Below are 19,824 nucleotides of genomic sequence, written 5' to 3'. Positions count from 1 at the left end.
CGCTCGTGTTCCGCACTGGTCACGAGACTCGTCAAAGGCGGTGCGTCCCCCTCGGGTCATGCCGCCGACGGGCCGGTCGTACGTCAGGCGGCTGCCTCCTGCGTCAGCGCGATCCGTAGGCGGCGGGCCTGGGTGACCAGCCGCGACGAGCCGCGCCGCCCGGCGGCCCGGGCGAGATGGGCCAGATCGCCGCGTGCCCCCGACCGCTCGGCGCAGTCCGCGGCGACCGCCAGCAGGTCCCCGAGCCCGCGCGTGGCGCTGCCGCCCGTACCGTCCGTCGCGAGGTCGGCCAGCACGATCGGCAGCGCGTCACGGAGCACCGACCACACGGTGGCGTACGCGCCGGTCGCCGCCGCGGTGCGTATCGACTCGGCGAGCCGCAGCGGCTTCACACAACCACGGCGCACCAACTGGCCGAGATCGGCGCCGAGCCGCGCCGCGTCGAGCTGACCGCGCGCCGCCAGGACCAGCAGGGCGTCCACGGCGCACAGCCGGTCCTCCGGGTCGCGCGCCGCCAGCCCGTACGCCACACACAGATGCAGGGCCTCACCCGCCTCACCGTCGGCCTCGGCGAGCAGGGGCAGGATCGCCGCCTCCTTCCGGCTGTCGTCCACGGCGGCCGAGGCGAGGTCGCCGAGTACGCGGGCCGCCACCATCTCCCGCCGGCCGGGCAGCACCGCCGACCAGTGCTGCCGCTCCGCCCGGTCCCAGTGCGGGCAGTACGTGCGGTTCTTGAAGACGGACTGCGGACGTCCGAGCCGCCGGAACTCCGGCGGGAACTGCCCCTGTATCTCGTCGAGTTCGCCCAGCTCCAGCAGGATGCGGACGCCCACGGTCCGACGCCGGCTCAGCGGGAGACGCGGGCCCTGCGCGGTGAGCCACTGGGCCAGCCGGTACCCCTCGGGTGTGCCGAGCGCCCGAGCCTGTGCCGCCGCGGCCGCCGGCGCACCGTCGCCGTCCCGCCGGACACGCAGCAGCGCCTGGGCGAAGTCCGCCGCTCCAGGCCGGGCGTCGAGCCGCCGGTACTCGGCCAGACGTGCCACCAGTTCGTCCGGCTCCAGCAGCCCCGTCGACCAGCTGGGGGTGGCCAGCAGGAACGGCAGCGGATCGGTACGGATCCGATGGGCCACCTCCCACAGACGCGCGTCGAAGGCGCGGGACAGGGCGCGGTGCGGGCAGTCGCCCCTGTCCGGCCTCTGCTGCACCGCCGCGTGGAGCGTGGCCGCCCGCACCCGCCCGAGCAACGACGCGAGGACGACCTCCAGCCCGTAGGGCGACTCCCGGAAGTACCGGTCCGCATGCGTGTCGGAGACGCCGGCGTCCAGCCACCAGCGCTGTGCGACGGCGGGGTGCAGGGCCTCCAGCAGCGCCTCCCGGTCGTCGTGGGCATGTCGGACCAGAGCGTCCAGCGCGCGCTCGAAGGTGGCGACGTCGCCGCCGGAGGCCAGCAGGGCGCCGACCTCCTCGGCCACCTCCACCGCCGATCCCGGCGCCGGCGCGAGCCGTGTGCGCTCCGGCACTGGCGGCAGCACCTCCGTGTGGACCAGCGGGGAGGAATCCACCACACCGGCGCCCAGCAGCCGCTCCGCCCGGGCGCGTGGCCCGGGACTCAACTCCGCCGCCAGCTCGGCGATCCGCTCGCGGGCCCCGTCCGCACCGTCGAGCCGGGCGAAGTGCCGCTCCACGAGCTTGAGCGCGCGCTCCTGCACCTCCGTGTCCTGGTGCCCGAACGCCTGCGCCACCGCCGGCAGGAGGTCGGGCGCGCTCGACGGATCGCGCTTGAGTACCTTGCCCAACAGGATGAGCTGGGCCCGGACGAGCTTCTTCTCCGGCCGGAACAGCACCCCGGAAGTCATTTCGGCGAGCTGCCGGAGCGCCGGCTCGCCGTCCAGGACGAGGGAAGCCAGAATGGCCTGGGCGTGCCAAGCCACCGGCGACGCCGCGTCGCAGGCCAGTGCCGTCCAGTCCGCCGACCGCTCCCGCTCCTCGTCCCGCGTCAGGTCGAGGCAGGTCAGCAGGCGCAGGAACAACCGCTGGTCGGCGGCCGTGCCACCGCGCAGCAGCCTGGCCACGCAGGCGTCCACCATGATCTTGCGGTCGAGGGTGCCTTCCCGGGTGAGCCGCGCGAGTGCGCTGTACCAACTGTCCGGACCGTCACCGAACAGCCAGCCGACCCGGCCGGTCACCTCCAGGGACTCGAAGAGGGCGGCGACCATGACCGGCAGGTGCGGCTCCTGGCGGAGGCGCTCGACCACGGTGTCCCCGTGGTGCCACGCACTTCCGACGTGCTCGAACCAGCCCGTCACATGGGCGTCGGTCGTCGGCACCTCACAGCCCGACAGCCGCACCAGGCCCGCCGTCAACGCGTACGGCACCCGGGAGGTGACCGGCCGCTGCGCGAGTCGGTGAGCCACGTCGCCGAGCCATTCGGGCGCACGGTCGCCCAGGACGTGCAGGAGCACGCCGGGGGAGGCCTGGGACCAGCGCATGTCGGCCGCCGCGATCCAGGTGGCCGCCCCCGCCGCGCCCGTGTGACATGCCGCGCCGGCCGCGTGCAGCGCGGGGTAGGCCTTGCGGGACGGGGCGCTCCACGGGGCGCCCCGCAACTCCTTGCGCAGCTCCTTCAACGCGGGCAGGCACGCCCGCCGTTCGGCATCCGTCATCCCGTCCAGGAGGCCGGTGACCTCGATCGTCTGACCTGCCCGTACCGCTGTGACCAGCGCCTCGCGACTCATCGCACACCCCCGTCGATCCGCGTCTCCCGCCGCCCCGTCGCGTTTCCCCGCCGGACCATGCGCACCGCCAGCGCGTGTCTGCACGGTCCGCGTCCTCCCCGGTACCTGGCCCACCACAGGCAGGAGCAGCTCAGCGTCCCCGCGTCGTCGCGCACCCGGTGGACGTGGCCGTCCTCGGCGGTCACCGTGCCGAGCGCGCCGTCCAGGGCGACCGCACCCGCGGCGACCAGGGCCCGGGCCGACCGCAGCCTCGGATTGTGACGCTCCACCCGCTCGGCGTCGTATGGCAGTTCGCGGTGGAAGTACGCCGCCTCCGCCGTGTCGTACCCCACGCGGCCCGAGGTGCCGAGGCGGATCAGCGCGGCGCGCACCCGCTCGGCCGGCAGGCCGGAGGCGGCGGCGAGGTCTCCCACGTCGACGCGCGGCTCCCAGGCCAGCAGCACGGCGATCAACTCCGCGTCCTCGGCGGCCTCGTCGGTCGCGAGGGCGTCCAGCACCCCGCCTTCCCCGGAGAACCCGCGAGCGGAGTCGGGCGACAGCGTCAGCGTCAGCCGCATGCCCGGCAGGACGACCTCCCAGGCGGCGGCGCTGGTGTCGCCGGTCACCGGAGGGCCGTACACCCGCAGCGCCGACGCGTGGCGCAGCACCCGCTGGAGGGCGATCAGGCGCTCCGGGCCGGGCAGGCACACCGCCCCGGAAACCGGGCGGGTCGTGGGCCGCAGGCCGCGCCCCGCCGGCACCACCCACTGGGCTCCACGCGAAGCGCCGCGCGCGGTGCCGCGCGGCAGCGAGCGCAGGAAGCGCACTGCCTCGGCCGCAGGCAGCTCGGCCCGCAGGTCGAAACCGGCCGCCGTCACCTGGGCCTCGGCGAACCCCCGCAACCAGCGGTCCGGCAGCGGCACCTTCTTCTCGACGACGGGGCCGTCCAGCGTGGTCACCGTCAGGTCGTCGGGGCCGACCCGCAGGTGCAGCGGATCGTCCGTGCCGATGCGGGAAAGCGCCTCGCGCAGCGGGTTGTTGACGTCGACATTGGTCGTGCCGTGGCCGACCTCGCCGCCGTCGAGACCCGGCGTCAGGACGTCCAGGCGCGCGTACACACCCCCGCAGCCGGAGAAGGACTCGAAGCGGAGCCGGTCGCCGTTGCCCGTGACCACCGGGTCCAGGGACGCGCTCAGCTGCCGCTGGTAGTAGCGGGCCGCGGCGACGTCGGCCACCGCCAGCAGCCCGGCCGCGGCGACCTGAGGGGAGGTCAGGAAGCCCGCGAAGAAGCGCGGGTGGGCCTGGATTCCCGTGGGCGTCGCGCCCTGCGAGGTCTCAAGTCCCAGCCGCTGTCCGCCCGGTGCGGACTCCAGCGCGGAGGGTCGGGTGTAGGCCACGGCCTGGAAAGATCGTGTCATGGAAAAACCGTAGAGGTGACCACTGACAATCGGTTCTGACCTGCGCATACTTGTGCACGGTGCGAACCGTGCCGCGCCGGCCCGAACCGTGCCGCGCCGGGCCGAGCCACGCCGCGTCGGCTGAGGGAAGTCGTGCCGTGCCGCGCCGGGCCGAGGTGAGCCGCGGCCGAGCGCGCCGAGCTGAGTCGACCTGAGCCGCGCCGAGGCGGGCCGGTCCGCAGGGCAGGCGGGCGGGCCGCACACCGGGGGATGACTCCGGTGCGCGGCCCGCCCGTTCGAGGGTACGGGAGCCGAGAGACGCTACTGGCCCACGCGCCCCGGCTGCAGCACCTGAGTGAACAGCACGGTCCCGTCCTGCTCCCGCAGCCGCACCGTGAGCTCGCCGCTGTCTCCGTCGATGTCGACCTCGCCGAAGAACTGGTATCCGCCCGCGGGCGAGACGTTCGACGCGGTCGGAGCCTTCACGAACACCCGCTCCGGTCCGAACGTGCCGTCCAGCGCGCTCGCCGGGAAGGCTCCGGCGTTGAGAGGCCCGGACACGAACTCCCAGAACGGCTCGAAGTCGGTGAAGGCGGCCCGCGACGGCTGATAGTGCTGCGCCGAGGTGTGGTGCACATCGGCGGTCAGCCAGACGGTGCCGGTGATCCGCCGGTGCTTGACGAACCGCAGCAGCTCCGCGATCTGCAACTCGCGTCCGAGAGGTGCGCCGGGGTCGCCCTGTGCCACGGCCTCGATGTTCGGCTTCCCCTCGGTCGTGTCCGGCACGACCAGACCGAGCGGCATGTCGGAGGCGATCACCTTCCACACCGCGCGCGACCGCGACAGCTCGCGCTTGAGCCACTCCAGCTGCTCGACGCCGAGGATGCCCTGCGGGTCGGTGGTCTGGGTGCCGGAGGAGTTGGCGTTGCGGTAGGTCCTCATGTCGAGCACGAAGACGTCCAGGAGCGGGCCGTGACGCATGACCCGGTACACGCGGCCGTCCTTGCCGCCCGGCCGCAGCGTGGAGAGCGGGAAGTACTCGCTGAACGCGCGACGGGCACGAGCGGCCAGCACGTCGACGCTCTTCTCCGTGTACCGCGTGTCCGAGGCCGCGATCACCTCGCCGGGGTACCAGTTGTTGCGCACCTCGTGGTCGTCCCACTGGATGATCGACGGCACCTGGGCGTTGAAGCGCTTCAGGTTCTCGTCCAGCAGGTTGTAGCGGAAGTTGCCGCGGAACTCGGCCAGCGACTCGGCGACCTTGGACTTCTCCTCGGTCGTGATGTTCCGCCACGTGCTGCCGTCGGGGAGCGTCGCGGTCGCCGCGATCGGTCCGTCGGCGTAGATGCTGTCGCCGCTGCACAGGAAGAAGTCCGGATCGAGCCGGGCCATGGCGTCGTAGATGCGGTAGCCGCCGATGTCGGGGTTGATGCCCCAACCCTGTCCCGCCAGGTCGCCCGACCACAGGAAGCGCACGCCACGCCGTCGTCCGGCGGGCGTCGTGCGGAAGGTGCCGGTCACCGGTTCGCCGGTGCGCCGCGGGTCGTCGGGGTCCGCGAGCAGGACGCGGTAGTGGATCTGCTCGCCGGCGGGCAGCCCGCGCAGCCTGGTGGTCCCCGTGAAGTCGGTGTCCGCGCCGAGCAGCGGCCCGTGCCATCTGCGGGAACGGCTGAACGACTCGGTCGCCGACGTCTCGACGATCATCCGCGCGGGGCGGTCGGAGCGGACCCACACGAGGCCGGAGTCGGCGGTCACGTCGCCCGCCTGTACGCCCCACCCCGCCTTCGGGCGTCCGGACAGGGCCAACGCCGGTGCCGAGCCGAGCGCGGTGGGCAGGGCGAGCGCCGCGGACGCGGCGAGGGAGCCGCGCAGCACGCTGCGACGACCGGGGAAGTGGCTTGGCGGATGGTGCGACATGAATGCGCCTCCTGGGACGGATCCGGCCGGTGTGCAGTGCCACAACTACTGGTGCGCCGCAGCGCACACGGAAACCACAAGTGAACAACTGGCCCCAGGGACAGGGGAACCGCCGTACCGGGCACGCGGGCACCCGTGGGCATCGCGAAACGGACGGGACCTCCGGGACCGGTCGCGGGCGGCGGATCCGTGCGCTCATGCGTGCCGGGGCGGGTCCGCTCGTGGGCGGGTCCGCGTGCGCTCACGCGCCGCGCCGGGGTGGGAGCACGCCGGCGGGATCAGTCGCGTACCGCCTCCGCCAGCAGCGCCACCCCGTCGTGGATCCGCGCGGGCGACAGATGCGCGTACCCCAGCACCAGCCGCAAGCCGTCCTCGACCGCCGTCCCGTACTGCGCCAGCGGACGCACCGCCACCCCGGCCGCACGGGTGCGTTCCAGGAAACGGTCGAGCGGCCCGTACCGCTCGGGCAGGGCCGCGATGGCGTGGAGGCCGGCCGCGATGCCCGACACCTCCGTACCGGGAAAGTGCGACGCCAGCGCGGCCACGAGGGCGTCGCGCCGTTCCCGGTAGGCGCGCTGGCAGCGGCGGAGCTGCCGGTCGTAGTCCCCGCGCTCCAGGAAGCGGGCGAGGAGCGCCTGGTCGACGACCGGGTTCCCCAGGTCCATGGTGCGCTTGCGTTCGACGACCTCCTCGCAGAGCGAGGCCGGTACGAGCAGCCAGCCGAGCCGCAGGCCCGGGGCGAGGGACTTGCTGACCGACCCGGTGTAGGCGACGTGCCCCGGATCGAGCCCCTGGAGGGCGCCCACGGGGGCACGGTCGTAGCGGAAGTCCCCGTCGTAGTCGTCCTCGATCACGAGCCCGCCCACCGAGCGAGCCCAGTCGAGGAGTTGGGCGCGGCGACGTGCCGAGCAGGCGATGCCCGTGGGGAACTGATGAGCCGGCGTCGTCACCACCGCGTGCACCCCCGACGCCTTCAGTGGTCCGACGGCCAGTCCTTCGTCGTCGAGCGGCAGCGGTACGGTGCCGACGCCGGCGGAGGCGTACAGCGCACCGTGCTCGGGACTGCCGGGGTCCTCCACGCCGACAGTGCGCAGACCGCGCGCGTGCAGCACGAGCCCGAGCAGGGCCATGGCCTGCGCCACTCCTGAGACCACGACGATCCGTTCCGGGTCGGCGACCACGCCGCGGCGCCGGGCGAGCAGCTCGGTGAGCGCGGTGCGCAGCCGGGGCAGCCCGCGCGGATCGGGGTAACCCAGGGCATGGTGCGGCAGTTCGCCCAGCACGCCGCGGTGCGCGGCCGCCCACGCGGCGCGCGGGAACAGCGACAGGTCGGGCGTACCGGGCACGAAGTCGGCCCGCGCTCCGGAGCTCCGCGGGGCCAGGTCACGCGCGCGGGGACCGGCCGCCCGGACCGCGTCGCCGACCCAGGTCCCGGCACCCCGGTCGCTGCGCAGGTAGCCCTCGGCCGTCAGCTGCTCGTACGCCTCGGTGACCAGGCCCCGTGACACGCCGAGGTCTGCGGCGAGCTCGCGGCTGGACGGCAGGCGGGTCCCCGGAGCGAGCCGGCCCGTGCGGACCGCCTCGCGGAGCGCCGCCTGAAGGGTGCGGCCACGCGCGCGTGCGGGGGCCGAAGCGGCCGGAAGGAGCAGTTCCCAGGCCGCCGCCCACGGAGCACCGTCCGACGGCCCGGGCCCCGCCGGCACGCTGTGATTGGTCCCCGATGACGTCATGGAAGTGGACCTTAAACCGGACCACGCGCCTTCATAGCGTCGCCCTCATGAACCCCACCACCGCCCGAGGCGCCCTGCTCGCCGCCTTCGCCTGTGTCCTCGTCGGAGGCTCCTTCACCGCCAACAGCGTCCTGGGCCACTACCCCTACGCGGGTGGTCAGTTCCTGCGCTACGGACTGGCCTGCCTGCTGCTGTTGCCCATGGTCGGCCGGGGCTCCATGACGCGACTGCGTTCCCTCGACGCGCGTCGATGGGGCCGTCTCGCACTGCTCGCGGCCGTCGGCATGGTCGGCTTCAACCTCGCGGTGATCGCCGCCGAACGGACGGCGGAACCCGCTGTCCCGGGCGTCTTGGTGGGCTGTGCCCCGGTCGTCGTGGCCGTCGTCGTGCCCCTCCAGGAGGGGCGCAGGCCTCAACGCCGCGTCCTGTACGGGGCGTTGCTCGTGGCACTGGGCGCCTTCACCGTCCAGGGGTGGGGCCGTACTGACGCCGCGGGCATCGGCTGCTCCGTGGGTGCGCTGTGCGGCGAGGTGGGCTTCGCGGTCCTGGCCGTACCCGTCCTGCGGCCGCTGGGGCCACGGCTGTTGTCGGCCACCGTCTGCGGGGTCGCTGCCGTCGAGTCGGCCGTGGCGGGGCTGCTCACCGGCGGCAGCGCGTGGTTGCGGATGCCGGACGCCACCGAGACCGCCGCGCTGCTGTGGCAGGCGGCGGTCGTCACGGTCGTCGGGTTCGTGTGCTGGTACATGGGCATGCAGAGCATCGGCGCGGAGCGCGCGACCCTGTTCTCCGGCCTCATCCCCGTCGCGGCGGCGGGCAGCGCGCCGCTCGTCGGCACGGGCGCCTACGGAGCCGCGCAGGCCCTCGGAAGCGGCCTGGTGGGCGCCGGAGTCGCCCTCGGATCCGGTGCCCTGGCTCTCGTCGGGCGTCGATCAGCGGCTGCCGTCGAGGATGACGCGGGCGACGAGCGCGGGATCGTCGTTCATCGGGACGTGTCCGCAACCGGGCAGCCGCACCAGCCGGGCACGCGGAATGATGTGCTTGGCGCGGATCCCCTGGCGGCGCACCAGCAGCCGGTCACGGCTTCCCCAGGCCACGGTGACGGGAAGGCCCGGGACGTCGTCCGTGAACCGGACCGTGGTGCCCGCCCTGAGGGTCTCGGCGAATCCCTCGGCGTGGGCCAGCGCCAGGGTCTCGGCGACGACGGCCTCGGGTGACCGGCGCCCCGGCCGGGCATAGATGGTGCTTGTCAGCGCCGCCCGTCCGGCGGCCGTCCGCGACAGCCGCTCGACCACGGGGAGCGGCAGCCGCCTGGCCCCCTGCCGCATGGCGCTCAGCACCCCGAACGCATAGCGGCGCTCGACCGGCGACCAGAATCCGGCGGGCGAGAGCGCAGTGACGGACCGTACGAGCTTCTCGCGGCCCAGCTCCAGAGCCAGCAGCCCGCCGAGCGAGTTGCCCGCCACGTGCGGCCGTTCGATGCCGAGAGCCTCGCAGAGCGCGCCCAGCGTGGGCACTACCGTCGACAGGTCGTAGGTGAGGCCGTCGGGCAGTGCCGGGGACTCCCCGAAGCCGGGCAGGTCGACGGCTATGACGTCACGTTCGGCGGCCAGGATGTGGAGCACCGGGTCCCAGGCCTGCCGGTGGTGACCGATCCCGTGCAGCAGCAGGAGCGGTTCACCGGTGCCCACGCGCGCGTAGGAGACGGTGACGGTCCTGGGGCCGCGCGAGGTGGGGAGGCTGAACGAGACCGTGGCGGACATGGGGCTGCTCCTCGTCTGGGACGCATGGGACACGCTGACGGACTGTCTTGTAGACAGCTTGTCAGCAACTGCTACCGACGGGTAGCCCCCGCGCCGAGAACCCTGGGACGCGGACTCGCGGGCACGGGTCCTGAAGGTGGTGCGAGGTGCTCACCGTCCTCAACGCGCCCTGCGTACCTCCACGTTGAACTCGGGGTGCCCGATGTGCTGGAACAGTGTCAGCCACAGCGGCAGCATCATCTCCGCGGCCCGGGCCGTGCGGATGCCGCCGAGGTCGATGACGCGGTGCGGAGGCCAGCCGAACTCCCCGAGCATCGCGGTCACCTGCTCCTTCGCGCTCTGGTCCTCGCCGGACACGAAGATCTGGTGCTCTCCGGGCACCATCGCCGGGTCCACCATCAGATAGCAGTTGATGGTGTTCAGGCTCTTCACCACGCGGGTGTTCGGGAAGGCCCGCTGGATCTGTTCGCCCACGCTGTCCGACTCGACCGGGGCCAGACGCACCTGCCCCTCCTCGAAGGCGATGGGGTTGGACACGTCGAGGACGATCTTCCCGTTCAGATGCTCCTCGTCGACGGAACGCAGCACGGTGAGAGCCACCCGCCCGCCCACCGCGTTCACGACGACCTCGCCGAAGGCCGCCGCCTCCGCGAACGTACCGTGGCCCGCGCCGGGGCCCATGCTGTCGGCCCACTCCACGGCTGCCGGATTGTCCTTCACCCGCGAACCCAACGACACCTCGTGACCCAGTTCGATCAGCTTGCCGCCGAGAGTGCGCCCCACTTCGCCCGTGCCCAGAACCGCGTACCGCATCGTCACTCCTCCAGGGTCGGGGACACCGGCCACCGGTGGCCCGCAGGTCATTCTGCTCCGGCGTCGACCGATTCCGCCTGGACATGAGGGGATCCGTCGGGTGGGATGGAGCCGTGGCACCCGACACGGCGACCGACGTCTTCGAAGAGCACCGCCCCCTGCTGACGGGCGTGGCCTACCGCATGCTCGGCAGGGTCGCCGACGCGGAGGACGTGGTGCAGGAGGCCTGGTTGCGCTGGTCCGGCGCCGACCGCTCGGACGTGCGCGAGCCGCGCGGCTATCTGGTCCGCGTCACCACCCGGCTCGCCATCGACCGGCTACGCCAAGTGCAGTCGCGCAAAGAGGCGTACGTGGGGCCGTGGCTTCCCGAGCCGTACGTCACGCACTTCGCGGACACCGTCCCCGACAGCGCGGAGAGGGCCGTCCTCGCCGACTCGGTCTCGCTCGCCGTCCTCGTCGTCCTGGAGTCCCTCTCGCCTCTCGAGCGGGCCGTCTTCGTGCTCCGCGAGGCGTTCGGCTACCCGTACGCGGACATCGCGGCCGTCCTCGACCGCGAGGAGCCCGCGGTGCGTCAACTCGCCGGGCGGGCGCGCAGGCACGTCGACGAACGCCGGCCGCGGTACGAGGTCGACCCCGCCGAACGCCGCGACCTCACCGAGCGGTTCCTGGCCGCCGCCGCGGACGGCGACCTGGAAGGGCTCATGGCCATGCTCGCCCCCGACGTCCGCCTCGTCGGCGACAGCGGCGGGCGGTCGCAGGCCCCGCTGCGGGTCATCGAGTCCGCCGACAAGGTGGGGCGGTTCCTGCACGGCGCGGCGAAGAAGGGCGTACCGCACGTCTCGTTCCGCTTCCTGGAGATCAACGGCGGCCCCGCGCTCGTGATCATGTCCGGTTCGAAGCCCGACAGCGTCTTCCAACTGGACGTCGTGGACGGCCGGATCCAGTGCATCTACATCATGCGCAACCCGGAGAAGCTGCTGACGCTCGACGTCGATTGAGCCGCAACCGCGGCTGAGCCGCCGCGGGGCCGGGCGTGGCGGCCCGCGTCGGCGCACCGTCCGGATCGCCTTCGTACGTGCTCGAAAGCCCCCGTCCTCTGGACGGGGGCTTTCGGCGTTGTGTCCGGAAGATCGCCCCCTGCGAACGCCCCGTGAACGCTCTGCGGCAACGCGCCTGTGCACAGCGTAAGCGATCGAGGATTGGTCTTGACCAAGGGTGGGGGCGGGCCTATCGTCGCAGAGATAGTGCAAGAACCTTTAATAAACAAGGGCGCTAAAACGCCGCCGGGCCACGGCGATTGCGGAGGACAGGGTGGGGACCACGCAGCTGGAATCGGTGCCGGAGCCTAAGTACTGGCATCTCAAGACCGTGCTCAGTGAGGCACTGGACTCCGAGTTCTCGGTCGGCGAGATCCTGCCCAACGAACGTGACCTGGCAGCCCGCTTCGGCGTCGCCCGGGCCACCCTGCGGCAGGCACTCGAACAGCTCGAACTGGAAGGCAGGCTCCAGCGCCGCCGGGGTGTCGGCACCACCGTCGCACCGCCGCGCGTGGGCGTCGCCGTGGGATCCGAACAGCACACCTGGCCGGGTGCGGCCGGCGATGCGTGGCAGGCCACGGACTGCACGGTGGCGGCGCCGCCCGCTTCGGTGGCCGGCATCCTGGAGACGGCACACGGCGAACAGGTCCACACGGTGCGCCGCTCCCGGGTGACCCACGGCCAGCAGGTCGCCGCCGAGCTGCTCTACGTGCCGGCGTCCTCGGTCCCCGACCTGTCTGCCATAGACGCGCCCTCGGGTGCGGCACGCGCGCGTGCCGTGCTGCGCGAGCTCCAGCGGCTGGATCTGGAGAACCAGGACCGGGCGGTGGAGCTCGGCTCGGCGCGCGCTGACGACGCCAAGGAGCTCGATCGGCTCCCCGGAGCTCCCGTGCTCGTCGTCACGACCCGGTTCTTCGCCGAGGGGCGTACCGCCGCGGTCTCCGTCGCCACGTACCGGGCCGACACCTGCCGGCTGACCTTCGGCGACTCCGGCGGGGTCGAGATACACCACGACCCGGAGCGCCGGGCCTCCTGAGCCGCACGTCGCGCCCCGGTCACGCCCGGGGCGCGGCGCGCTTCGCGGGTCAGCGGCGCGCCGTCACGGTGCCCTCGACCGCGAACAGCTGCTCCTCCACGTGATCGAGGGCCAGCCGCAGGGCACCCGTCGCCACGGCGGCCTCGCCCAGCATCGACAGCGTCACCTTCGGCGGGCGCAGGCAGTAGCGTGCCAACTCGCGCCGCAGCGGCTCCAGTACACCGTCCAGCCCGGCCGCCCAGCCGCCGATGACGACCAGTTCGGGGTCGAGGGCGAGGACGAGCGCCGCCACATCGTGCACCAGGCGCTGGATGAAACGGTCGACGGCCGCGCGCGCCCGCTGGTCGCCGTTCCGCGCGAGGGCGAAGACCTCGGCCACAGCCTGCTCGTCCAGCGGGTGCAAGGGCTCGTCCGTCGTGGACAGCAGGGTCTCCGGGGTGACGTCGCGCCCCAGCAGATGCAGCGCGCCGATCTCGCCGGCCGCGCCCCCGTACCCGCGGTGCAGCCGGCCGCCGATCAGCGACCCGGCACCCGGACTCAGTCCCGCGAGGACGAACACCACGTCGTCGGACTCGGTGGCCGCGCCCTTCCAGTGCTCGGCGACCGCTGCCGCGTTGGCGTCGTTCTCGACCAGCACCGGGCACTTGAAGGAGCGGCTCAGTCGCTCGCCCAGCCGCAGGCCCGTCCACTCGGGGAGCGCCGTGCCCAGCCGCACGGTGCCGTCCGCCTCGACGATCCCGGGGCTGCCCACACCGACCGCACGCAGGGAGTTGCGGGAGACGCCCGCCCGGCGCAGCAGCTCCGCGACGGCCACCCGCAGCCGTTCGAGCCGCTCGTCCGCGCAAGCGGTCTCGTCGACGTCCTTCGCCATGGCGCCCATGACCCGGCCGTCCAGGTCGGCGAGGAGCGCGGCGACCCGGTGCGGGCCGATCTCCAGGCCCAGCAGATGGCCCGCCTCGGCCCTGAAGCGGAACCTGCGCGCCGGACGCCCCTGGCGCCGTGCGGCGCCTTCCTCGGCCGCCTTCTCGACGACGAGCCCGTTCTCGATGAGGCCCTCGACGACGCCCTCGACCGTCGGCCGGGACAGTCCGGTCACCCGGGTGATCTCGGTGAGGGTCGCGCAGTCCGTGGCGCGCAGTGCGTGCAGCACCACCGCGGAATTGATCCTTCGCAGCAGAGAGGGGTCCCCGCCGGTCAACCGCCCCAACGTCCGTCCTCCCAGCTCGCGCGCGTGTTGGGCGGATCGTACTCGGCGGGGCGCACCCCGGCGAGTGCCGGGACCCCTTCATGGACGGCGCGTCCTGATCAGCCCGGTGCCACGAACCCCGATTCGTACGCCGCGATGACCGCCTGGGTGCGGTCCCGGGCTCCCAGCTTCGCCAGTACGGCACTGACGTGGGACTTCACCGTCTCGGTGCCGACGGTCAGCCGTGCGGCGATCTCCGCGTTCGACAGGCCCCTGGCCATCAGGCGCAGGACCTCCGCCTCCCGCTCGGTCAGCGCGGCTCGCTCCATGGCAGCCCGGGCGGCGGGATTGCCCGAGGTGTCGCCGTACTCGGCGGCCAACTGCCTTACGGAGGAGGGGAAAAGCAGTGACTCGCCCTCGGCGACCAGTCGCACCGCGTGCACGATCTCGGCCGGCCGTGCCCGCTTCAGGAGGAACCCGTCCGCTCCCGCGCGCAGCGCCTCGTAGACGTACTCGTCGTTCTCGAACGTCGTCACCACGAGGATCTTCGGCGGATCGCTCACCGTGCGCAGCACCGCGCGCGTCGCCTCGATGCCGTCAAGGAGGGGCATCCGGACGTCCATGGCGACCACATCGGGACGCAGCTGCCGCACCAGGGGGATCACCGCGGCACCGTCCGCCGCCTCCCCGACGACCTCGATGTCGGACTGCGCCTCCAGGACGGCGCGCAGACCGGCGCGTACGAGGGGTTCGTCGTCGACGAGAAGAACGGTGACCGGCATCCGGCCAGCCTAGATCAACTCAGCGGCAGCTCTACATGCACCTGCCATTCGCCCTGGTCCGGGCCCGTCCGCGCGCGACCGCCGAGCAGCGCGGCCCTTTCCCGTATGCCGCGCAGCCCGCTGCCCCGGCCGGGCCCCGGTATGTCCGAGGCCAGCAGATTGCGGACCTCCAGGTCCAGCGACTCGCCCCGGACTTCGACACGCACCTGGACGGGGACGCTTCCCGCGTGCCGCAACACGTTGGTGAGCGACTCCTGGAGGATGCGGTAGCCCTCCCGGGACACCGGACCGGGCACCGTGTCGACGGGGCCCGTGACTTCGGCGTCGACCTTGGCCCCGGAGGCGCGCGCCGACTCCAGGAGCCGGTCGGCGTCGGCCAGGGTGGGGCGGCTGCTCACCGGCCGTTCGGCCTCCCGCAACACGCCCAGTACGCGCTCCAGATCCTCCAGGGCGGCACGGCCCGTGTCCTCGATGGCCGCCAGTGCCCGCTCGGTGAAGGCGGGGTCACCGGCCGCGCGGGCCGCTCCGGCCTGGACCACCGCGACGGTCAGCGCGTGTCCGATCGAGTCGTGGAGCTCGCGGGCGATGCGATTGCGCTCCAGCAGCTGCTCGGTGCGCTCCTCCAGTGCCGCGAGCCGCTCGGTGGGGGAGGGCCCGAGGAGCCGGCGCGCGATCGCGGTGATCAGCTCACCGAGCCCGACGACCACGCCGTACAGCGCGAGCAGCGGCAGCGGGACGAGCAGCGCGTACGCCCAGTGCGGATCGATATGGAGGGTCACGATCGGGGTGTCGATCGACACTGATCGGAACGAGGCCTGGGTGAGAATCACCGCCGTCGCCGGCAGCCAGACCGTGGCGGGCGCCAGGACCCACCCGAGGGCCATGCGCGCTTCCAGCCAGAGCACCGTCCGCAGCCGGTCGCGCCACGTGATCGCGGGCGAGAGGGAGAAGGCCGACTCGGGGGCTTCCCGCTCGCCGGGCGCCAGCATGTAGCGCGCCTGTACCCCCTCACCCCGGCGCACCGCGGGGATCAGCCCCAGCGGGACGAGCAGGGCGGCCGGCACCCACGGCTTCGACATGTCGATGAACATCCACACGGAGACGAACAGCATCGGCACCCACAGGTGCAGCAGTCGTGTGTACGTCGTCCCCCGGACCAGCGGGCGCAGAAAGCGGGCCATTGCGTCATCGTGCCAGGAGCCACTGACAACGGGCCTCCCCCGCTCGGGGGAGACCATCTCCACCGGCGGGGGAGGCCACACCCGGTCTGCACCGGCCACGCTGTCACCATGACCAGCATCGACGTCCAGGACCTGACCAAGGAGTACGGCACCAAGCGCGCCGTCGACCACCTCACCTTCAGCGTTCTCCCGGGCCGTGTCACGGGATTCCTCGGTCCCAACGGCGCCGGAAAGTCCACCACCATGCGACTCGTGCTCGGCCTCGACCGGCCCACGTCCGGCACCGCCACCGTCGGAGGCCGCGCCTACGCCACGCTCGACGAGCCCCTGCGCCACGTGGGCGCCCTGCTCGACGCGCAGGCCGCGCACGGGTCGCGCACCGCCCGTGACCACCTGAGGGCGCTCGCCGCGAGCAACCGCATCCCCGAACGGCGGGTGGACGAGGTGCTGGAGCAGTCGGGACTCGGCTCCGTCGCCCGGCACCGGGTCAAGACGTACTCCCTGGGGATGCGTCAGCGGCTCGGCATCGCGGCCGCCCTCCTGGGGGACCCGCCGGTGGTGCTGCTCGACGAGCCGTCGAACGGGCTCGACCCCGAAGGGATCATCTGGATCCGGGAGTTGCTGCGCGAGCTGGCCCGCGAGGGCCGCACCGTCCTCGTCTCCAGCCATCTCATGAACGAGACCGCGTCCTTCGCCGACCACCTCGTGGTCCTCGGCCGCGGCCGGCTCCTGGCGGACATGCCCATGCGTGAGTTCATCCACGCGCGCGTGCAGCCCCGGGTGCGGGTGCGCACCACGGACGGAGCCGCGCTGGGCGGCCTGTTCGCCCGGCACGGCATCGAGGCGGTCGAGGGCGAGGACGGCCGCTGGACGGCCTTCGACGCACGCGTGGAGGACATCGGCCGCCTCACCTCGGCTGCGCACCTTCCGATCCTCGAACTCGCCTCGGAGGAAGCCACGTTGGAGCAGGCCTATCTGGATCTGACGGGCGCCGAGACCGAGTTCGCCGCCACCCCGACCACGCCGCAGACTCAGGAGGCCTGACCATGACGTTCGCACCCGCACTGCGCTCGGAGTTGATCAAGATCCGTACGCTGCGGTCGCTCCTGTGGGGACTGGCCGCCGTCCTCCTCGCGACCACCGCCTTCTCCGCACTCGCCGGACTGGACGACTCGGGGGAGGAGTTCGACCCGCTGTTCTCCACGTTCTTCGGCGTCAGCTTCGGACAGATCGCGGCGATCACCTTCGGCGCGCAGGCGGTCTCGGCGGAATTCCAGGGAGGTGCTCTGCGTCTCTCGCTCGCCGCGGTTCCCGACCGCGTGCGGTGGTTCGCGGCCAAGGCCGTGGCCGTGGGCGGCCCCGCCCTCGTGATCGGCCTGGTCTCCGGGGGTGTGAGCATGGTCGTGGGCACGGCGGTGCTCGGCTCCAGGGCGAGCACGCTCACCTGGGGCGAGGAACTGCGCGGCGCTGTCGGCTGCGGCGTCTATCTGGCGCTGATGGCCCTCTTCGCGGGGGGAATCGCGGCCGTCCTGCGCAGTGGCGTGGCCACATTGAGCATTCTGATCCCGTTCCTCCTGATCGTGTCCTTCGTCGTCGGCGGAGCGTCGGGCACCGTGGCGGACTTCCTGCCGGACAAGGCGGGCCAGGTGGTGCTCCACGAGACGTGGGACGGCGCCCTCGGCCCCTGGACGGGCCTCGGCGTCACGGCACTCTGGGCGGCGGCGGCCCTGGCGGCCGGAGCGTGGAGCATGCGGCGCCGGGACGCCTGACGGGACGCCAATTGTCAGTGGCAGCCGCTTTACTGGATGCCATGACCAGCGCGCAGCACCTCGCCACGATCGAGCGGCTGTGCTCCGCGGACTTCCCGGCGGAGCACGGCCGATCGGACGTCGGCACCGCAGGACCCGGTTACCACATAGCCGAACTGGCGACGAGCGAGGACTTCTGGGAGGACGACGGCACGGCGTGGGAAGAGACGGAGGAGCAGTACGAGGCCGACCGAGACGGTCTGTCGGAGCTGCTCACCCGCCGCTGGGGAGCACCTCAGCGGGTCAGCCTGAGAAGCGTGTTCGGGCGGACGGCGAGCGGCGAGGACATACCCGAGCCGTGGGGCGACCTGAGTTCGCACGTACCGGACGTGCACCTGTGGAAGGCCGGTCACCACGACCGCTGGGTGGCCCTCGGAGTCTCCCAGTGGGACAAGGAGCTGCCGTTCCAGCTCCTCGCCGTGATCACGGAGATCGACCCACCCTGACGCCTCCGGCCCGTCGCTTCTGGGACCCGTCACTCCTCGGCGGCGGCCTCCCGCAGCCGGGCGTACTCCTCGGCCATCGTCGGCGCCGTCCAATGAGCGTTGAGCCCACTGGGGTTGGGCAGCACCCACACCCGGCTGGCTCCGAACGTCCGTTCCTGCGGCCCCACCTGGGCCCCGCGCTCACCGAACGCGGCCCGGTAGGCGGTCACGCCCACCACGGCCAGCCACCGCGGCCGCAGCCGCTGCACCTTGGCGGCCAGCAGCAGCCCGCCCTCGCGGTACTCGTCGGCACTGAGTTCGTCGGCCCGGGCGGTGGCCCGCGCCACCACGTTGGTGATGCCGAGCCCGTAGGACAGCAGCTCCTGCTGCTCGGCAGGCTTCATCAGACGGGGAGTGAAGCCGGAAAGGTGCAGCACGGGCCAGAAGCGGTTGCCGGGGCGGGCGAAGTGGTGCCCCGTCGCCGCCGTCGTCAGACCCGGATTGATACCGCAGAACAGCACGTCGAGGCCGTCCGCGACGACATCCGGCACCAGCCGGTCGCGGGCGGCCTCGAGGTCCGCGGGTGTGAGCCGTGTCAGAGGATCGCTCCCGGCGTGTAGCCGGCGGCCTCCGGGTGCTGCTTCACGATCTCCTCGACCCGGCCCACGACGGCGGCGACCTGGTCGGCCGCGGCACCGGTGAAGGACAGCTTGTCCGCCATCAGCTCGTCGAGCTGGGCGCGGCCGAGCGGGATGCGCTCGTCCGCGGCGAGCTTGTCGAGCAGTTCGTTGCGCTCGGCGCCCCGCTCACGCATGGCGAGGGCGGAGGCGACGGCGTTCTCCTTGATGGCCTCGTGGGCGACCTCGCGGCCGACGCCCGCGCGCACCGCGCCCATCAGGACCTTCGTCGTCGCGAGGAACGGCAGGTAGCGGTCCAGCTCGCGCGCGACGACGGCCGGGAACGCACCGAACTCGTCGAGCACGGTGAGGAAGGTCTCCAGCAGACCGTCCAGGGCGAAGAAGGCGTCGGGCAGCGCGACCCGGCGCACCACGGAACAGGACACGTCGCCCTCGTTCCACTGGTCGCCCGCCAGCTCGCCGGTCATCGACGCGTAGCCGCGCAGGATGACCATCAGGCCGTTGACACGCTCGCAGGAGCGGGTGTTCATCTTGTGCGGCATCGCCGAGGAACCGACCTGGCCCGGCTTGAAGCCCTCCGTGACCAGTTCGTGCCCGGCCATCAGGCGGATCGTCTTGGCCAGCGAGGACGGGGCCGCCGCCAACTGCACGAGGGCCGTCACCACCTCGTAGTCGAGGGAGCGCGGGTAGACCTGGCCGACGGAGGTGAAGGCCTGCGAGAAGCCGAGGTGCCCGGCGATGCGCTGCTCCAGGTCCGCGAGCTTCGCCGCGTCCCCGCCCAGCAGGTCGAGCATGTCCTGCGCCGTGCCGACCGGGCCCTTGATGCCACGCAGCGGGTAGCGGCCGATCAGCTCCTCGGCCCGGGCGTACGCGACGAGCAGCTCGTCCGTGGCGGTCGCGAAACGCTTGCCGAGGGTGGTCGCCTGAGCGGCCACATTGTGCGAGCGGCCGGCCATGACCAGCTCGGCGTACTCTCCGGCGAGCTTGCCGAGACGCGCCAGCACGGCCACCGTGCGATCGCGCATCAGCTCCAGCGAGAGCCGGATCTGCAGCTGCTCGACGTTCTCGGTGAGGTCGCGGGAGGTCATGCCCTTGTGCACGTGCTCGTGCCCGGCGAGGTCGTTGAACTCCTCGATCCGCGCCTTCACGTCGTGGCGGGTGATCTTCTCGCGCTCGGCGATCGACGCGAGGTCGACCTGGTCGAGGACACGCTCGTAGTCGGCGATGGCGGCGTCCGGAACCTCGATCCCGAGGTCCTTCTGGGCCCGCAGCACGGCCAGCCAGAGCTGACGCTCCAGCTTGACCTTCTGCTCGGGGGACCAGAGCGTGGCGAGCTCGGCGGAGGCATAGCGTCCGGCGAGGACGTTGGGGATACGGGGCTTTGCAGGCGCAGCAGTCAC

16 protein-coding genes and 1 pseudogene are annotated in these 19,824 nt (G+C 72.7%); 6 read left to right on the top strand and 11 right to left on the bottom strand.

Going from position 1 to position 19,824, the window contains the following annotated elements; all coding sequences use genetic code 11:
- Nucleotides 1-83: 83 nt before the first annotated feature.
- The 4 genes from H305_RS0111050 to H305_RS0111035 all read right to left on the bottom strand — a co-directional run bounded on the left by H305_RS0111050 (nucleotide 84) and on the right by H305_RS0111035 (nucleotide 7,758).
- Nucleotides 84-2,735, bottom strand: coding sequence for a DUF6493 family protein (locus tag H305_RS0111050; RefSeq protein WP_028800434.1), 2,652 nt, complete (start codon nucleotides 2,733-2,735; stop codon nucleotides 84-86).
- Nucleotides 2,732-4,132, bottom strand: a complete 1,401-nt coding sequence (locus H305_RS0111045; RefSeq protein ID WP_028800433.1) for an SWIM zinc finger family protein — start codon at nucleotides 4,130-4,132, stop codon at nucleotides 2,732-2,734. The genes H305_RS0111050 and H305_RS0111045 overlap by 4 nt, the downstream gene beginning before the upstream one ends.
- 300 nt (nucleotides 4,133-4,432) lie before the next feature.
- A complete protein-coding gene (locus H305_RS0111040) occupies nucleotides 4,433-6,028 on the bottom strand; it encodes an alkaline phosphatase D family protein (protein WP_028800432.1) in 1,596 nt (531 codons plus the stop codon).
- A gap of 278 nt (nucleotides 6,029-6,306) precedes the next feature.
- Nucleotides 6,307-7,758, bottom strand: coding sequence for a PLP-dependent aminotransferase family protein (locus H305_RS0111035; RefSeq protein WP_028800431.1), 1,452 nt, complete (start codon nucleotides 7,756-7,758; stop codon nucleotides 6,307-6,309).
- Here H305_RS0111035 and H305_RS56000 point away from each other — a divergent pair.
- Nucleotides 7,749-8,642, top strand: a pseudogene (locus H305_RS56000) (DMT family transporter); the annotation flags it as partial. The gene H305_RS0111035 and the pseudogene H305_RS56000 sit on opposite strands and share 10 nt — an antisense overlap.
- Nucleotides 8,643-8,687: 45 nt before the next feature.
- On the opposite strand, the gene H305_RS0111020 reads toward H305_RS56000, so the two are convergent.
- Complete coding sequence (locus H305_RS0111020) at nucleotides 8,688-9,518, bottom strand: alpha/beta fold hydrolase (protein WP_028800428.1); 831 nt, start codon at nucleotides 9,516-9,518, stop codon at nucleotides 8,688-8,690.
- A 159-nt stretch (nucleotides 9,519-9,677) separates the two neighbouring features.
- Nucleotides 9,678-10,331 (bottom strand): NADPH-dependent F420 reductase, encoded by a 654-nt coding sequence (locus tag H305_RS0111015; RefSeq protein WP_028800427.1) that lies wholly within the window; start codon nucleotides 10,329-10,331, stop codon nucleotides 9,678-9,680.
- A 113-nt stretch (nucleotides 10,332-10,444) separates the two neighbouring features.
- Between H305_RS0111015 and H305_RS0111010 the strand changes: the two genes are divergently transcribed.
- Nucleotides 10,445-11,329 (top strand): RNA polymerase sigma-70 factor, encoded by an 885-nt coding sequence (locus tag H305_RS0111010; protein ID WP_028800426.1) that lies wholly within the window; start codon nucleotides 10,445-10,447, stop codon nucleotides 11,327-11,329.
- 313 nt (nucleotides 11,330-11,642) lie between these two features.
- A complete protein-coding gene (locus H305_RS0111005; RefSeq protein ID WP_028800425.1) occupies nucleotides 11,643-12,404 on the top strand; it encodes a GntR family transcriptional regulator in 762 nt (253 codons plus the stop codon).
- Nucleotides 12,405-12,453: 49 nt separating this feature from the next.
- On the opposite strand, the gene H305_RS0111000 is transcribed toward H305_RS0111005, so the two are convergent.
- The 3 genes from H305_RS0111000 to H305_RS0110990 all read right to left on the bottom strand — a co-directional run bounded on the left by H305_RS0111000 (nucleotide 12,454) and on the right by H305_RS0110990 (nucleotide 15,553).
- Complete coding sequence (locus H305_RS0111000) at nucleotides 12,454-13,611, bottom strand: ROK family transcriptional regulator (RefSeq protein ID WP_028800424.1); 1,158 nt, start codon at nucleotides 13,609-13,611, stop codon at nucleotides 12,454-12,456.
- A gap of 98 nt (nucleotides 13,612-13,709) precedes the next feature.
- Entirely contained in the window at nucleotides 13,710-14,372 is a 663-nt protein-coding gene (locus tag H305_RS0110995) for a response regulator transcription factor (protein WP_028800423.1), read from the bottom strand.
- Between the two features lie 14 nt (nucleotides 14,373-14,386).
- The gene (locus tag H305_RS0110990; RefSeq protein WP_028800422.1) at nucleotides 14,387-15,553 is read right to left on the bottom strand and encodes a sensor histidine kinase; all 1,167 of its coding nucleotides are present in this window, start codon (nucleotides 15,551-15,553) and stop codon (nucleotides 14,387-14,389) included.
- Between the two features lie 108 nt (nucleotides 15,554-15,661).
- On the opposite strand from H305_RS0110990, the gene H305_RS0110985 reads away from it, so the two are divergent.
- The 3 genes from H305_RS0110985 to H305_RS0110975 are packed head-to-tail and all read left to right on the top strand — an operon-like array spanning nucleotide 15,662 to nucleotide 17,807.
- Nucleotides 15,662-16,597 (top strand): ABC transporter ATP-binding protein, encoded by a 936-nt coding sequence (locus H305_RS0110985; RefSeq protein ID WP_028800421.1) that lies wholly within the window; start codon nucleotides 15,662-15,664, stop codon nucleotides 16,595-16,597.
- 2 nt (nucleotides 16,598-16,599) lie between these two features.
- Nucleotides 16,600-17,322, top strand: a complete 723-nt coding sequence (locus H305_RS0110980; RefSeq protein ID WP_028800420.1) for an ABC transporter permease — start codon at nucleotides 16,600-16,602, stop codon at nucleotides 17,320-17,322.
- A gap of 41 nt (nucleotides 17,323-17,363) precedes the next feature.
- Nucleotides 17,364-17,807 (top strand): hypothetical protein, encoded by a 444-nt coding sequence (locus tag H305_RS0110975; RefSeq protein ID WP_028800419.1) that lies wholly within the window; start codon nucleotides 17,364-17,366, stop codon nucleotides 17,805-17,807.
- A 29-nt stretch (nucleotides 17,808-17,836) separates the two neighbouring features.
- Here the strand turns inward: H305_RS0110975 and mug are convergent, their stop codons facing one another.
- Both mug and purB read right to left on the bottom strand, forming a co-directional pair.
- Nucleotides 17,837-18,337, bottom strand: a complete 501-nt coding sequence (mug, locus tag H305_RS0110970) for a G/U mismatch-specific DNA glycosylase (protein WP_028800418.1) — start codon at nucleotides 18,335-18,337, stop codon at nucleotides 17,837-17,839.
- A 44-nt stretch (nucleotides 18,338-18,381) separates the two neighbouring features.
- Nucleotides 18,382-19,824 (bottom strand): adenylosuccinate lyase, encoded by a 1,443-nt coding sequence (gene purB, locus H305_RS0110965; protein WP_028800417.1) that lies wholly within the window; start codon nucleotides 19,822-19,824, stop codon nucleotides 18,382-18,384.

The sequence above is a fragment of the Streptomyces sp. 142MFCol3.1 genome, assembly GCF_000424945.1.
GTDB classification, from domain to species: Bacteria; Actinomycetota; Actinomycetes; order Streptomycetales; family Streptomycetaceae; genus Streptomyces; species Streptomyces siamensis.
This window is presented reverse-complemented; position numbering and strand designations above follow the sequence as displayed.

Bases quoted from the DNA above. Each gene is read 5' to 3' on its own strand.
- H305_RS0110975 (WP_028800419.1), top strand. From the start codon at position 17,364: ATGACCAGCGCGCAGCACCTCGCCACGATCGAGCGGCTGTGCTCCGCG.
- H305_RS0110990 (WP_028800422.1), bottom strand. From the start codon at position 15,553: ATGGCCCGCTTTCTGCGCCCGCTGGTCCGGGGGACGACGTACACACGA.
- H305_RS0111050 (WP_028800434.1), bottom strand. From the start codon at position 2,735: ATGAGTCGCGAGGCGCTGGTCACAGCGGTACGGGCAGGTCAGACGATC.
- H305_RS0111040 (WP_028800432.1), bottom strand. From the start codon at position 6,028: ATGTCGCACCATCCGCCAAGCCACTTCCCCGGTCGTCGCAGCGTGCTG.
- H305_RS0110980 (WP_028800420.1), top strand. From the start codon at position 16,600: ATGACGTTCGCACCCGCACTGCGCTCGGAGTTGATCAAGATCCGTACG.
- H305_RS0110995 (WP_028800423.1), bottom strand. From the start codon at position 14,372: ATGCCGGTCACCGTTCTTCTCGTCGACGACGAACCCCTCGTACGCGCC.
- H305_RS0111020 (WP_028800428.1), bottom strand. From the start codon at position 9,518: ATGTCCGCCACGGTCTCGTTCAGCCTCCCCACCTCGCGCGGCCCCAGG.
- H305_RS0111045 (WP_028800433.1), bottom strand. From the start codon at position 4,132: ATGACACGATCTTTCCAGGCCGTGGCCTACACCCGACCCTCCGCGCTG.
- H305_RS0111015 (WP_028800427.1), bottom strand. From the start codon at position 10,331: ATGCGGTACGCGGTTCTGGGCACGGGCGAAGTGGGGCGCACTCTCGGC.
- H305_RS0111035 (WP_028800431.1), bottom strand. From the start codon at position 7,758: ATGACGTCATCGGGGACCAATCACAGCGTGCCGGCGGGGCCCGGGCCG.
- H305_RS0110985 (WP_028800421.1), top strand. From the start codon at position 15,662: ATGACCAGCATCGACGTCCAGGACCTGACCAAGGAGTACGGCACCAAG.